Origin of the sequence: Sneathia sp. DSM 16631, from assembly GCF_014892235.1 — a bacterium.
Taxonomy (GTDB): domain Bacteria; phylum Fusobacteriota; class Fusobacteriia; order Fusobacteriales; family Leptotrichiaceae; genus Sneathia; species Sneathia vaginalis.
In genome coordinates this window covers 59,388-74,243 of sequence record NZ_JADBHL010000004.1, presented here as the reverse complement: position 1 = coordinate 74,243, position 14,856 = coordinate 59,388, and the positions used below count along the sequence as shown (strand labels likewise).

The 14,856-nt window shown below is 28.5% G+C and carries 13 protein-coding genes; 9 read left to right on the top strand and 4 right to left on the bottom strand.

Annotation, left to right across the window (positions count from 1 at the left end):
• A partial coding sequence (locus IMK15_RS03030; RefSeq protein WP_192941839.1) for an IS3 family transposase occupies positions 1–525 on the top strand: 525 nt, incomplete at its 5' end.
• 52 nt (positions 526–577) lie between these two features.
• Here the strand turns inward: IMK15_RS03030 and IMK15_RS03025 are convergent.
• Genes IMK15_RS03025 through pth form a run of 4 tightly spaced genes read right to left on the bottom strand, consistent with a single transcriptional unit; the run spans position 578 to position 4,692 of the window.
• Complete coding sequence (locus IMK15_RS03025) at positions 578–1,999, bottom strand: leucyl aminopeptidase (protein ID WP_192941838.1); 1,422 nt, start codon at positions 1,997–1,999, stop codon at positions 578–580.
• A gap of 9 nt (positions 2,000–2,008) precedes the next feature.
• Positions 2,009–3,634 carry a Na/Pi cotransporter family protein gene (locus IMK15_RS03020; protein ID WP_226869188.1) on the bottom strand — a complete coding sequence of 542 codons (1,626 nt, stop codon included), beginning with the start codon at positions 3,632–3,634 and terminating at the stop codon, positions 2,009–2,011.
• Entirely contained in the window at positions 3,624–4,139 is a 516-nt protein-coding gene (locus IMK15_RS03015; RefSeq protein ID WP_192941836.1) for a GNAT family N-acetyltransferase, read from the bottom strand. Before IMK15_RS03015 ends, IMK15_RS03020 begins: the two co-directional genes overlap by 11 nt.
• Entirely contained in the window at positions 4,120–4,692 is a 573-nt protein-coding gene (gene pth, locus IMK15_RS03010; protein ID WP_046328887.1) for an aminoacyl-tRNA hydrolase, read from the bottom strand. The genes IMK15_RS03015 and pth overlap by 20 nt, the downstream gene beginning before the upstream one ends.
• Before the next feature lie 97 nt (positions 4,693–4,789).
• On the opposite strand from pth, the gene IMK15_RS03005 reads away from it, so the two are divergent.
• The 8 genes from IMK15_RS03005 to guaA form a co-directional block, all read left to right on the top strand.
• Complete coding sequence (locus IMK15_RS03005; RefSeq protein WP_192941835.1) at positions 4,790–5,890, top strand: cysteine desulfurase family protein; 1,101 nt, start codon at positions 4,790–4,792, stop codon at positions 5,888–5,890.
• Positions 5,891–8,848 (top strand): DNA polymerase III subunit alpha, encoded by a 2,958-nt coding sequence (gene dnaE / locus IMK15_RS03000; protein ID WP_192941834.1) that lies wholly within the window; start codon positions 5,891–5,893, stop codon positions 8,846–8,848.
• Positions 8,849–8,893: 45 nt separating this feature from the next.
• Entirely contained in the window at positions 8,894–9,238 is a 345-nt protein-coding gene (locus IMK15_RS02995) for an Asp23/Gls24 family envelope stress response protein (protein WP_192941833.1), read from the top strand.
• Positions 9,239–9,247: 9 nt separating this feature from the next.
• A complete protein-coding gene (gene amaP, locus IMK15_RS02990) occupies positions 9,248–9,844 on the top strand; it encodes an alkaline shock response membrane anchor protein AmaP (protein ID WP_192941832.1) in 597 nt (198 codons plus the stop codon).
• Positions 9,845–9,851: 7 nt separating this feature from the next.
• Entirely contained in the window at positions 9,852–10,250 is a 399-nt protein-coding gene (gene nusB / locus IMK15_RS02985) for a transcription antitermination factor NusB (protein WP_046328882.1), read from the top strand.
• Position 10,251: 1 nt separating this feature from the next.
• The gene (locus tag IMK15_RS02980) at positions 10,252–11,658 is read left to right on the top strand and encodes a PP2C family protein-serine/threonine phosphatase (protein WP_046328881.1); all 1,407 of its coding nucleotides are present in this window, start codon (positions 10,252–10,254) and stop codon (positions 11,656–11,658) included.
• Positions 11,645–13,636, top strand: coding sequence for a heavy metal translocating P-type ATPase (locus tag IMK15_RS02975; protein WP_192941831.1), 1,992 nt, complete (start codon positions 11,645–11,647; stop codon positions 13,634–13,636). Before IMK15_RS02980 ends, IMK15_RS02975 begins: the two co-directional genes overlap by 14 nt.
• Positions 13,633–14,856: glutamine-hydrolyzing GMP synthase (guaA, locus tag IMK15_RS02970; protein ID WP_192941830.1), on the top strand; the 1,224-nt coding region annotated here is incomplete at its 3' end. The genes IMK15_RS02975 and guaA, both read left to right, overlap by 4 nt.

The following is a 14,856-nucleotide window of genomic DNA, read 5'->3' as shown; positions in this document are numbered from 1 at the left end:
CATATTAATAGAGATTTTGAAGCAACAGCTCCAAACCAAAAATGGTTTACAGATGTAACAGAATTTAATTTAAGAGGTGAAAAGCTATACTTATCGCCAATATTAGATGCTTACGGAAGATATATAATTTCATATGATGTTTCACGAAGTCCTAACTTAGAACAAATAAATCATATGTTAAATTTGGCATTTAAAGAAAATGAAAATTATGAAAATTTAATATTTCATAGTGATCAAGGTTGGCAATATCAGCATAAATCATATCAAGAAAGATTAAGGGAGAAAAAAATAATTCAAAGTATGTCAAGAAAAGGAAATAGTTTAGATAATGGATTAATGGAATGTTTCTTTGGGCTATTAAAATCTGAAATGTTTTATGATCAAGAAGATAATTACAAAACATTAGAAGAATTGGAGAAAGCAATAGAAAAATACATAGATTATTATAATAACAAAAGAATAAAAGAAAAACTAAAAGGATTAACTCCTGCTTCTTACAGAAATCAATCCTTATTAGTAAGTTAAATTATTTGTCCAACTTTTTGGGGTCAGTACAATTTGACACTTCTTTTTTTCTCTATAATCCCTTAACAAGGTTGTATAATGTTTTAACGTGTATTCCAGTTGCACCAACAGGTAAGTAGCTGTATGCCTTTGATAAGAATGCAGTACCAGCTATATCTAAGTGTATCCAAGGTAAGTTATTGTTGAATTCTCCAACGAACATACCTGCTGTAATAGTTCCACCCATTCTTCCACCAGTGTTCTTAATGTCTGCAACTCTTGATTTATTTAATTTAGCAAATTCTTTATCTGTAGGTAATTGCCATATCTTTTCACCAGATAATTTAGCAGCACTTACAACTTGATTAAAGAATTCTTGGTTATTTGTTACAGCACCTGTATAAACTTCACCAAATGCTACAAGACAAGCACCTGTTAGAGTTGCAAGGTCTATTACCTTAGTAGCTTTCATTACAGTTGAAGCATAGTATACAGAGTCAGCTAATGTAACTCTACCTTCAGCATCTGTATTATCAATTTCTATAGTCTTACCTGAGAATGATGTTACAATATCACCAGGTTTGTATGAATGACCAGATAAAGCATTTTCACAAGCTCCAACTACACCAACTACATTAGCTTTTAATTTAGATTTTGCAATTGCATGTATAGTACCTATAACTGTTCCAGCTCCACCCATGTCATCAAACATAGTCTTCATTCCATCACTTGGTTTTAGTGAGTATCCACCTGAATCATATGTAATTCCTTTACCAACAAGAGCTAATTTTTCATTAGATGTTGGATCATTTGAATATTCCATTACTATAAACTTAGGTTCTCTATCTGAACCACTACCTACTGCAAGGAAGGCATTTAATCCCATCTTTCTTGCTTCTTCTTCTCCATATATTGTAACTTTTACACCAACTTTTTCTAATAATTCTTTTGCCTTATTAGCCAATGTTTCTGGGTAAATGTAATTTGATGGAAGATTTACAAGATCTCTAGTAATAAAGACAGAATCAATTAAGCTTTGAGTTTCGTCTATTGCTTTTTGTATAACAGGTAATTTTTCTTCTTCAATATTTAATGTGTAGTTAACAGTTAATTCGAAAGCTTCCTTTCTATCTGTATGGAATCTATCAAATTTGTATTCAGCTTGTTTTAAACCTTCAACAACAGCTGATGTAAATCCAGCCATACAAACACCATCAATTTTTTCAACAGTTAAACTAATTTCATTTACGTTATTTTTTTCTAATTCTTTAGCAAGATTGAAAAATGCTGTACGTACTTCATTTAAATCAAGTTCATCCTTTTTACCTAGTCCAACAAAGGCAACATTTTCAAATGTATTAACATAAATTTGCCCTAATTTACCTTCAAATATTTTCTTTTCTTTTAAATGATTATATAGCTTACATTCACAGCTTAGGCCTTCAAAATATATTTCAACTAAAAGACCACCATTTTTTCCTAAATTAAATTTCATATTATCCTCCTATATTTGGTTATTTATTACTTTTTCAACTACATTTCTACCATGGTCACATATTCTTGTAAAGTGACAGATAATATCAACATAGTATAGTCCTGCTTTAATATCGCATTCACCGTTTCTCAAACGATTTATATGTTTTTTACGTGATTTTTTTTCGTATACATAAATAGAATTATGTAAGTCTAGTGCTTCTATTGCTTTTTCTTTATCGTTATTAACAAAAGCCTCGTAGGCAAGTTTAAGCATTTCGTTTGTAATATTTGATAATATTGTAACTTCGTACTTAGCATCATCAGAAAAAGCCATGCCTTTTTTAATTTGATAGTCTACATCTCTAACTAATGCCATAGCGTGATCTCCAATTCTTTCTATATCACGTGACATATCCATTAAGTTTGAACCTATTTCACTGTCTGTTTGTGCCAAATGTTCATGGAATAGTACAGTAAGATAGTTGTTTATAGCCCTATCTAAGTTATTTAATTCATCTTCCTTAATTGCAACCCTATTACCAACATTAGGATCTCTAGTTTGGAAGTAGTTAACAGATCTTTCTAAATTTTCTCTTGCCTTATTTAACATAACAGACAATTCTTTTTTTGCTTGTCCAAGTGCTACTGATGGAGCGTTGTGTATAAGCATAGTGTCTAGGAATTTTGGCTTATATGTTTCTTCATCTTCGTTATATGGTATTAGTTTTGTTACTATATACGCAAGTGCCCCAATAAATGGGAATAAAATTAAAGTGTTAACACCATTAAATGTTGCGTGTGCTAGAGCAATTGTCAATTTAGGTGGAACTTTAAGTAGTTTTTCAATAAATAGTACAAATTCAGTAAATGGTGTTAGTAATATTGAGAATATTACTGTACCTATTACATTAAATAGTACGTGTGATGCTGCAACTCTTTTTGCTGAACGTGTAGCACCTATACATGCAATTATTGCAGTTATTGTAGTCCCTATATTATCTCCGAATAAAACTGGCAATGTTGCTTTAAGGGTTATAATATGTTCGGAGTACAGATTTTGCAGTATGCTTATAGTCGCAGAAGATGCTTGTATTAGCATAGTAAGACCAGTACCTACAAAAACACCTAATATTGAATTCTTACCAAGGTCTATCATAAGTTGCGTAAACCAAGGTTCATACTTAAGAGGTTGCATGGCAGATGACATTAAAGTCAATGCATAAAATATTCCTCCAAAACCATAAAGTATTCTACCTATATTATTCAAAGTAGATCTTTTTGTGAAAAATAGTAGTGCAGCTCCTAAAAATATAATAGGAAGTGAATATTTTGAAAGATTAAACCCGATAATAAAGGTTGTAATGGTAGTACCAATATTTGCCCCCATTATTATCCCTATTGCTTGTTTTAAGTTAAGTAGTCCAGCTCCAACTAATCCAACTACTATAACAGTAGTTCCAGAACTTGATTGTAAAAGAATAGTAACAAGTATCCCTGTTAAAACTCCTAAAAATGGATTGGTGGTATATTTATCTAATAAATTTCTTAATCTGTCACCAGCTGACATTTGTAGACCATCACCCATATATTTAATACTAAATAGGAATAGTCCTAAACCACCCATAAATTGAAATAATGTAACCTTATAGTCCATTATTAACCTCCTTTTCAAAAGCCATTCTTTCACTACCATCTTCTACATGTATTATGGCAGAATATTTAAAACCATTAGAAAAAATTGCTTTTTTCATAGGTATATTATCTTTATGTGTATCTATTCGTACAAATTGTACTAATTTATCTTGAGTAAGTTTTTGTATGTATAAGAATATATCTTTTGTTAAGTTCTTACCCCTATAATCCCCGAAAATCATTAAACGATGTATTGTTGAATAATCGCCAGTGTATTTAAAGTTACCCTCATATGTTTTTTCGTACGTTTTTTCTTTTCCAAATACTAGTGCAAAATATCCAATTACAATGTTTTCTTTGACAACACAGTAACCTATATCATCTAAAACGTCATTTTTAAAAGTTTTTTCATTTGGATAACCATTGTTCCATTGGTTAAGGCCATTTTTTTTCATAAATTCTTTGGCATCATTAGATATCTCTAATAACCTGGGTATGTCAGAGATATTACTTTTCCTTATTTCCATTTATTCCTTTCCCGCTATACATATTTTGTAACTTATTAAAACTTACACCATTTAGTATGTCATCTATTAGTTCATTTAGTATAGTAAGTTTTGCGTTTAAAATTTCTTTGTCTTCTTTAGGAAATGTACCAAGTACATGAGAAACTGCGTCATTTTTTTTATGCCCTATTCCTACTTTTATTCTTGTAAATCCATCACCACAGTGGGAGATAATAGACTTTATACCATTATGACCACCAGATTTACCAGAATTTTTGATACGTATTTTACCTACTTCCATATCCATATCATCATATATTACATAAAGGTCATTGACACTTATCTTGTAATACTTCATCAACTGTTCTATTGCAACACCTGAATCATTCATGTATGTAAGAGGTTTTTGAAAGAAACAGTCATTAAACTTTAAATATTCAGATTTAAAATCTTTTTTAAGACCATTTATCAAATTCTTTTCAGTAAGGTAATTGTCAAGGACAATAAATCCAAGATTGTGTCTTGTGTTTTTGTACTCATCACCTGGATTACCTAATCCAACTATTAATCTCATAAAATCACCTGTAATTAGTATAACATAAAATAAACCTACTTTTCAATTTTAAAATATGATATAATAAGGCTGTAAATAAAGAAAAATAGGAGTAAAAATGAGAAGTGTTTATTTAGATAATGCAGCATCTACAAAAATTAGAAAAGAAGTATTGAATTACCTAGTAGAATGCTTAGAAAAATATTATGCAAATCCTTCATCAGTTCATAGTATGGGACGTGAATCAAGGGTTATGTTAGAAAAGGCTAGAGCTACTGTTGCAAGTTTACTAAATGTAAAAACGCAAGATATACTTTTCACATCTGGAGCAACAGAATCAAATAATTTGGCTATAAGAGGGCTTTTATCTAAAACTGATAAAAAAGAGATAATAACATCAAACATAGAGCACTCAAGTATTTTAAAATTAATGAATAGATTATCAGACGAGGGGTATATTGTACACTATGTAAAAACTTTACCTAATGGACAAGTAGATGTAGAAGATTTAAAAAAATATTTAAATACAAATACAGCACTTGTTAGTATTATGGCAGTTAATAATGAAACTGGAGTAAGACAACCTATAGATAAAATATCAAAGCTATTAGCTAATACTGGAATATATTTCCATGTCGATGGTGCACAACTATTAGGTAAGATGGAAGTAGACCCTTACCTTTTAGGAATAGATAGTATGACAGGTTCAGCACACAAGTTTTATGGACCAAAAGGTGTAGGTATCCTTTATTTACGTGATGATATACCAGTAGAAAAGCTAATATATGGTGGTCCTCAAGAAAGAAATAAGAGATCAGGTACAGAAAATCTTGATGCTATACTTGCAAGTGCATATGCATTAGAGTTAGCGTATAAAAATATGAAAGATGAAAGAGCGTACATAAAAGAATTAAATAGATACCTATTATCTAAACTAAGTGACAAGTGCATTGTAAATGGTGAAAATAGGATAGATGATATATTAAGTATACAAGTTAAGGGTAAAAATATACAAACTCTTTTACCTATGCTTGATATGAAAGGTATCATGGTAAGTGGAGGATCTGCTTGTATGTCAGGTAGCCTTAGTGCTTCTCCTGTACTAATTGCAATGGGATTAAGTGAACAAGAGGCTAATTCATCTATAAGGGTATCTTTAGGCTTACATAATACTAAAGAGGAGATAGACTATTTCATAGATTGTTTGGAGAAGATGTAGATGTATATAAATCTTAAAGTATATACCGACTACACCCTTTTAGAAGGTGTAGGTAAGATAAGTGATTATGTTAAAAAAGTTAGTGAGTTAGGGTTAAAAGGACTAGGTTTAGTAGATAAGTCTATGTGCTCAGCTATGAAAATGTACAATTTGTGCAAGAAAAATAACATTAACCTTTTAATGGGACTAACAGTTTTTGTGTATGGTGTGAAAAGAGAGGGTAAATATATCTTAACTCTTTATGCAAAAGGAGAAAAAGGGTATAAGGAATTAGTGAATTTATCAAGTCTATCATACGTGAAAAAAGGTGTATTAGATATATCTGATATATCAAAATGCAATAATATATTAGTAACTACAGGTTCACTTAATTCTGAGGTATATGTTTTAATGAAGGACTTAGAATATTCTAATGTAAGAGAGGTATTAAAAGAATATTCTAGTAAATTTAAGGATATTTACTTAGAATTACCATGTTTTTTAAATGACGAAAAAAGACTAGTAAAGTATATAGAGATATCAAAAGAAATGGATGTAGAATTAATAGCAGTTAATGATACATTCTATTTACAAAAAGAAGACAGAAAGTTACAGAAAATAGTTGCAAGAATAGGTAATAAGAAGGGGTATGAAGAAAAAGGCCTTTACTTTAAGACTGAAGAAGAAATAAGGGAAGACTTAAGTTTTTTAGATAAAAATGTTTTAGATAAGGCTATAGAAAATACAGAAAAAATATTAGAAGATTACAAGATGGAGTTAGACTTATCTAGTAAAAAAGTACCCAAATTACAGTTTGATATACCTCAAGAACAGTATTTAAAAAAATTAGTGTATGACAACTTAGCAAAAAAATATACTGAAAGATATGATGAAGCTAAAAAAAGAGCTGATTATGAACTAGAGATAATATCAAAGATGGGATTTAATGGATATTTTTTAATAGTTGAAGATATAGTAAGGTATGCAAGACAAAATGATATATTAGTAGGGCCTGGAAGAGGTAGTGCTAGTGGTAGTATAGTTTCATATCTATTAGGTATTACAAAAGTAGACCCATTAAAATATGATCTTATGTTTGAAAGATTTTTAAATATCGCAAGAAAGAATATGCCTGATATAGACCTAGACTTTGAAACAGCAAAAAAAGACAAGATAATACAATATGTAATGGACAAGTATGGTAAAGACTACGTTTCAAATATTATAACCTTTTCTACAATGAAAGAAAAAGCTCTAATAAAGGATTTGAAAAGAGTATTTAAAAATAGAGAAAATAAATATGTAATAGATGAAGCTGTAGAAAAACTTAAAGGTAATGTTAGACATAGTTCCATACACCCATCAGGTGTAATAATATCTAGTGAAAAGTTAACAGATATAGTTCCTATTAATTTTGATAGTTTACTTAATATTAATATAACCCAGTATCAAATGGAAGAGTTAGAAACGATGGGACTTTTAAAGATGGATTTCTTATCGTTGTCAAACCTTGATATATTAAGTTCATGTACAAAGTTAACTAATGTGAAACTAGATGATATACCCCTAGATGACAAGAATACTTTTGAGGAATATAACAAGGGGAAGACCTTGGGTATATTTCAAGTGGAAGCAAGAGGGATAACGGAGTTAATTAAGAGATATATAATAAATGAGTTTCAAGATATATCTACAGTTCTAGCACTATATAGACCAGGGCCATTAAAAAGTGGTATGATTGATAAGTTAATAAGCATAAAAAATGGTAATGGTAAGGTAGAGTATTTATTCCCACAATTAGAAGAAGTTTTAAGTTCAACTTATGGTGTAATAATTTACCAAGAACAGGTAATGAAGATAGCAAGAATAATTGCAGGCTTTGATTTAAATGAAGCAGATGACTTGAGAAAAGCAATAAGTAAGAAAAAGATGGATATACTTGAAAACTATAAAAAAAGATTTATAGAAGACTCAGTTAATAGAGGATTTGATAAATCCAAGGTAGAAGTTTTGTATAATCAAATTGAAAAGTTTGGAGAATATGGATTTAATAAGTCACATACCATACCTTATGCAATGCTCTCATATTATACAGCATATTTTAAGACTAATTATACAAAAGAATTCTTCTGCTCATACTTAAATTCTCAATTAGGTATACATGATAATCTAAAAGATGTAGCAAAAGAAGTTAATATATTAAAGCCAGATATTAATTTATCAGATGTGAAGTTTACCGTAGAAAAAGATGGTATACGTTATGGACTATGTAATATATCTGGTATATCGGTATCATTTAGTAATGATATATTAAATGAGAGAAAAAAAGGTAAGTTTTTGAATATTCTTGATTTTTGCTATAGACTACTTGAATATGGTATAACAAAAAAACAGTGTCAAATATTAGCTGATGCAGGAGTTTTTGATAGCTTGGGCATAACAAGAAAAGAAGTCGTTTTGAATGTTGATGAGATATATAGCTTGGCACTAAAGAAAAAAGAACAAAAAGAAGATGTATGTAGGACAATATTTTTTGATGATAAAAAGGATGATGTTAAATACATACAAAAAGATACAAAAGAGTATGAAATATTAGAACTACTTGATATGGAAGAAAAAATGCTTGGTTTAAAATTAAGTTTTCCTAGAGAAGAAGTGTTAGATGTAATAAAGAACAAACACATCTTTTTAAGTGAATATAATCTGGTTTTAAAAAATGGATTATTAGTAAAATTAAGTGAGATAGGAAAGCATAAGGCAAGTATAACCAATATACTACTAGACAATGTAGATGAGGATAATTTGGAAAAATTAAAAAAATATATATTAAAAAATGGTGGATACTCAAAGGTAGTTTTCTATAAGCAAAAACAAAAATTACCTACAAAAACTAATAGATATATATATTTATCTAAGAAAAACATTGAAGAATTAATAAGTATAGTGGGTAAAAATAATTTACGTATTGAGTTGAAATAACGCTATATGATATAATTGTATAATAGAGTTAGAAAAGGAGAAAATATGAACGAATTTGGAAATATAGTAATATCACCTAATGTAATAAAAGATATAGTAGTGGAAGTACTAAAAAATGTTGAAAATGTTGTAGGTGTTAGTGACCCAGAAATAAAAACAAAAATTACTAACTTATTCAAACAAGACAGTAAGAAAAGTTTGGAAGTTGAAATGGGAGAAACTGAATGTGTTATTGATGTTTCAATATGTGTTGTATATGGAAGTAAAATAAAAGAAGTTGCTCAAAATGTACAAAAGGCAATTAAAGAAAAAGTAGAAGAATTAGCTGGAGTAGATGTTAGAGAAGTAAATGTAGTTATCGAAAAAGTTGAAAAGGTTGATGAAGAATAGGAGGCAACAATGTTTAAATGGATATCACGTATAATTAATACATTACTTTTATTATCCCTAATAGTAGTAATATACTTTTTAGTAGTTAATCCAAGTCTAATAACTTATATATTAGATGAATGTTCTATGGAACTTTCAAATAATCCAATAGCAAGATTTGGGCTTGAAATAGCAATAGTAGTCTACTTATTAATACTAATATTCTCATTATTAGAAAAAGTATTTAAAAAGAAAAAATCAGTTGTAATTAAGGGTTCTAATGGTAATATTGAAGTTACATTAAAAACACTAGAAGAAGTTTCAAAGAATTTCTTAGAATCAAAAAATATTGTAAAGCAAGCAAAAGTAATTGCTAAAAGAACAGTTAATGGTGCTATTATTAACGCAAGTATAGAAAACTTTAAAACTGATGAAATGAATAGCAAATTAGACTTAATTAGTAAGGAACTAGAAGAGTATATAAAGAAGATGTTAGGTCTAAATGTTAAAAAAATTAATTTGAGTATAAGTAAGGTTAATAATCAAGAAGTTGTTGAAGAAATTAAGTCTACTAATGTAGAAGAAAAAATAAGTAGTGAAAATGATAATATAGAAGAATTAGATTAGGATAAAAATGGAACAAAGAAAAATTAGAGAAGAAATATTTAAAATATTATTTGAACATGAAATAGTTAACGCAGATGCTAAAACTAGATCTAAAGAATTTTTAGAAGTTAATAAGTTAAGTAAGTCTAAAGAAGAATTTTTTGTAAAATATATAGATGGTTATCTTGAAAATGAAAAAGATTTAGTTGTAAATATTAAAAAACACCTAAAAGGTTGGACATATGAAAGACTAGGTGTAGTAGAAAAGGTACTTTTAAAGATGTCATTTTATGAAATAGTAAATTGTAAAATTGGACATGAAATAGTAATAAACGAAGCAGTAGAAATAGCTAAAATTTATGGAGATGTAAAAACTAAGAATTTCATAAATGGAATTTTAGCAGATTTAGTTGAAGAAATGAGATAAAATGGAAAAATATATAGTTTTTTCAAATGAAGAAGAGACTTACAAGAAGATAGCTAATATAGACGACGAAATTGATACAATAATATTAGATTTAGGGGATTTAGATATAAATCCCCCATTCTTAATTTATTTATTAAAAGTATTCAGACTTGTAAAATCAAAAAATATGGATATAGCCTTCATATCAAAAGAAGTATTTACGGCAGAAATGAATAAGTATTTTAGAGTGTTTCAAACCTTGGAAGAATACAATAAGATAAAGATATTTTCTTCCTTTGTCGTAAAGTTATACATCGATAATAGCTATACTAGAAACCTATTAAGAAATCTTTTTGTTACTAATGGTTTTCAGACTAAAGAAAGAAAAGAAGAAAGATTTTTAAATAAGGAACATGATAGCTTAGATAAAGATATATATATAATAAATTTTGAGAAATATCAGGAAGAAAAGCTTGAAGAAATACAAAAGATAAAAAAGAAAAATCCTAATAGTAAGGTAATACTTTTAATTAATAAGGTAACAGCATATAAGGCGTTAAGAACTGTAAAAATGGGTGTAGATAGTATAATAGAAAAACCTATTAACACAGATGAAATATTAGCCAGTGTAAAAAATCTTTCAATGCAATCACAGTTAAGAGCAGAAAATATAGCGTTAAATAATAAGATTAAAGGGCTATACAAAAATCTTGAAAAGGAATTAGCTCTTGCAAATGATATACAAAAGAAACTTATGCCTCCAGAAAAGATTAATTTTAAGGGATATAATATAGAATATATATTTAGTCCATCACAAAAAATAGGAGGAGACTTTTGTGACATATTTAAAATAGATGAAGATAAGATAGCTGTAGTTTTTGCAGATATATCAGGACATGGAATACCAGCTGCCCTACTATCAACAATGTTAAAAGCTGTTATACACTCAGAATTCAAAAACTATATGAACATAGAAGACTTAATGAGTCTTTTGAATGAAAGAATAAATAAGATATTTCCTATGGGTAAATTTGCAAGTATGTTCTACATTCTACTTAATACAAAAGAAAATACCATAAGTTATTGTAAAGCCTCACAAGAACCAGCACTTTTAATACATGATAATAAGGTGGAAGAATTACAAACAGAAGGGCAAGTTTTAGGAGTGTTTTCTAAAGAGGATTTTCCAGACTTAGTTAATTTTGAAGTTAAAACTAGAAGCTTTTCAAAAGATGATGTAATACTCTTGTATACTGATGGAATAACTGAAGCTGTTAAAGATGATAAGCTATATGGCTTTGAAAGACTAAAAGAAAACTTTTTAAAGAAAAGAAATAATATACTAGCTTTAAAAGATACATTAGATACATATACACTTGAAGATGACTTAACATTACTTACTATTTGGAGGGATCATGAAGATATATAGAATAAAGGGTATGAGTTGTAGTGCTTGTGCTTTAAAAATAGAAGAGGGCCTAGAAAAATATGGTGTTAGGGCTAAGGTTAATTTCATTTCTGAAAAACTTGTAGTAGAAGATGATAATAATGTAGATATTGTTAATATTGTTTCTAAGCTAGGATATGAGTTAATTAAAGACAATGATAATATTGAGGAAAAAGAAGTTAATTTACTTCCTATTGGAATAATAGCTGTGATAGTTCTAATTTTAGCTATGTTTCATATACAAAATAGTGAGTATGTACAGTTAATATTAAGCTTAATTGTAATTATTTTATCAAGGGATATATTGCTAATTGGTGTAAAGAGTATATTTAAACTAACATTTACTATGTATTCACTAATTAGTTTGGGAGTATTAATTTCTTTTTTGTATAGTATATTTAATTTGAAAAACAATTTAATATATTTTGATGGTATTTGTATGACCATATTCATAGTACTATTAGGAAAAAAGATAGAAAAAAGATTGAAGAAAAATACTAGTAAGGCTATAGAGAATTTAACTAATATTATACCCATTAAAGAAAATATTAAAATAGGGGATGTACTAAGTTTAAATAAAGGTACGGTTGCAAGTTTTGATGGAAAGATAATAGAAGGTTATGGAATTTTTGATGAAAAGTTAATAACAGGTGAGAGCAAGCAAAAGATAAAAAGAGAAAATGATAGAGTTTATGCAGGTTGTAAGCTAATAGATGGTAGTATTAAATATGTGGTTGATATTAAAAAGGAAGATATGGTAATTTACAAGATAAAAAATATGTTGGAATTAGCATGTGAAATTAAATCTCCCATCACAAATTTTACAGATAAGGTAACAAAAATATTTGTACCTACGGTAATTTTAATAGCCATTGTAACATACATATTAGGTAGAAGTGTAAATAATGCAATATGTGTTCTTTTAATTTCTTGTCCCTGTGCAATAGGGTTATCCATCCCTATATGCCTTGTTGTTACAATAGGTAGCTTAGCAAAAAAGAATATCTTAATTAAAGATGGAAGTGCAATATTAAATGCAACTAGAATAGATAAGATAGTTTTTGATAAGACTGGGACTTTGACTAAAGGTGAACCAAGTATAAAGGACATTGATATATTACAAGAAGATGTAGATATTGTATATAATATGGAAAAAAACTTATCACATCCACTAGCAAAGGCAATTAAAGAATATCTAAAAAGAAAATATGTAGTTGAGGATAAGGATATTAAGGTTAGAAATTATCAAGGTCTAGGTGTAGGGTATTCAGATTATCTTGTAGGTAGCATAAATCTTTTAAAAAGAAAAGGTATAGATGTAAGTGAAATAAATAATAAATATGATGACTTGTCAAAAGAAGGTAAAACTGTTATACTAATATCTAAATACAAAGAAATTAGAGGTTTGGTTACATTAATTGATGATATTAATGACAATACCCCTTTATTTATTAATTACTGCAAAGAAAATCACATAGATACAAGTATACTAAGTGGTGACAATATGTATACTACAAGATATATTGCAGATAAACTAGGCATAGAAAAATATGCCTTTGAGGTTTTGCCGTATAATAAGAGTAGGTATATTGAAAATATTCTTGAAAAGAATAAGGTTGTAGCTATGGTAGGTGATGGGATAAATGATATAACGGCAATTAATAGTGCTGATATCGGGATAGCTATTAATAATGGAGCTGTACCTACATTAGAAACTAGTGATGTTGTAATAAATGATTTAATGGATATACCTGTATTACAGGAGTATAGCAAACTTTGTCTTAAATATATTAAAGAAAATCTTTTCTTTACTTTGATATATAATATATTTGGGATAATGATAGCAACAGGAATATTCGGTATACAATTAACGCCAATGATAGCGTCTATGTGTATGATATTGAGTTCAATATCAGTGCTTTTAAATACATTAAGATTAAAAAGGAGTTGTAATAGATGAGAGAAAAAATATTAATTATTGATTATGGTTCACAATATAGCCAATTGATTGCAAGAAGAATTAGAGAAATGGAAGTGTACTGTGAAATCACATCAAGAGTTGATGTTAATAAGATAGGAAATGATGTAAAAGGAATAATTTTTTCAGGTGGACCAGCTTCAGTGTATGAAGAAAACTCACCTAGTATAGATAAAAAAATATTTAGTTTGAATATACCAATATTAGGAATATGTTATGGTATGCAATTAATTACATATTTAAATGGTGGAATGGTTGAAAAGTCAGATAAGAGAGAATTCGGTAAGGCAACATTAGAAATTATTGAACAAGAAAATCCACTATTTAAAGGTGTTCCAAAAGAGTCATTAGTTTGGATGAGTCATGGAGATCATATTACAAAAATGGCACAAGGATTTAGAACTATTGCTAAAACAAGCTCATCTAATGCAGCAGTTTGCAATGATGATAATGTATATGCATTGCAATTCCATCCAGAAGTACTTCACTCACAATATGGTAAAAATATGATAGAAAACTTCGTATTTGATATATGTAAGATAGAAAAAAACTGGAAAATGGGAGATGTAATAAAGGAAAAGATAGAGGATATAAAGAAAAAGACTAATGGACAAAAAGTCCTATTAGGTCTATCTGGAGGAGTAGATTCATCTGTTGCAGCATTATTGATTAATAAGGCGATAGGGGATAAGTTAATTTGTGTATTCGTTGATACTGGCCTATTAAGAAAAGATGAAGCAATAAAGGTAAAAAAACAATATGAAGGTATAGATGGATTTAATATAGTCTTTGTGGATGCTAGAAAGAGATTCTTAGAAAAATTAAAAGGTGTAGTAGAACCTGAAGAAAAAAGAAAAATAATAGGTAAAGAGTTCATAGAAGTATTCAATGAACAAGCTAAAAAATTACAAGAAGAAAAAGAAATTAAGTTTTTAGCACAAGGAACTATATACCCTGATGTAATAGAATCAGCTAGTGAAGATGGTTTATCACATACTATTAAATCACACCATAATGTTGGAGGTTTACCAAAAGACTGTAAATTTGAATTAATAGAACCTTTAAGAAACTTATTCAAAGATGAAGTAAGAAGACTAGGTAAAAATTTAGGACTACGTGATGAATTAATAAAAAGACATCCATTCCCAGGGCCTGGTTTAGGTATTAGGGTAATAGAAGAAGTTACAGAAGAAAAAGTTAGA

Coding starts and splice junctions, on each gene's coding strand:
- IMK15_RS03025 (WP_192941838.1), bottom strand. CDS start 1,999: ATGAAATTTAATTTAGGAAAAAATGGTGGTCTTTTAGTTGAAATATAT.
- IMK15_RS03020 (WP_226869188.1), bottom strand. CDS start 3,634: ATGGACTATAAGGTTACATTATTTCAATTTATGGGTGGTTTAGGACTA.
- IMK15_RS03015 (WP_192941836.1), bottom strand. CDS start 4,139: ATGGAAATAAGGAAAAGTAATATCTCTGACATACCCAGGTTATTAGAG.
- pth (WP_046328887.1), bottom strand. CDS start 4,692: ATGAGATTAATAGTTGGATTAGGTAATCCAGGTGATGAGTACAAAAAC.
- IMK15_RS03005 (WP_192941835.1), top strand. CDS start 4,790: ATGAGAAGTGTTTATTTAGATAATGCAGCATCTACAAAAATTAGAAAA.
- dnaE (WP_192941834.1), top strand. CDS start 5,891: ATGTATATAAATCTTAAAGTATATACCGACTACACCCTTTTAGAAGGT.
- IMK15_RS02995 (WP_192941833.1), top strand. CDS start 8,894: ATGAACGAATTTGGAAATATAGTAATATCACCTAATGTAATAAAAGAT.
- amaP (WP_192941832.1), top strand. CDS start 9,248: ATGTTTAAATGGATATCACGTATAATTAATACATTACTTTTATTATCC.
- nusB (WP_046328882.1), top strand. CDS start 9,852: ATGGAACAAAGAAAAATTAGAGAAGAAATATTTAAAATATTATTTGAA.
- IMK15_RS02980 (WP_046328881.1), top strand. CDS start 10,252: ATGGAAAAATATATAGTTTTTTCAAATGAAGAAGAGACTTACAAGAAG.
- IMK15_RS02975 (WP_192941831.1), top strand. CDS start 11,645: ATGAAGATATATAGAATAAAGGGTATGAGTTGTAGTGCTTGTGCTTTA.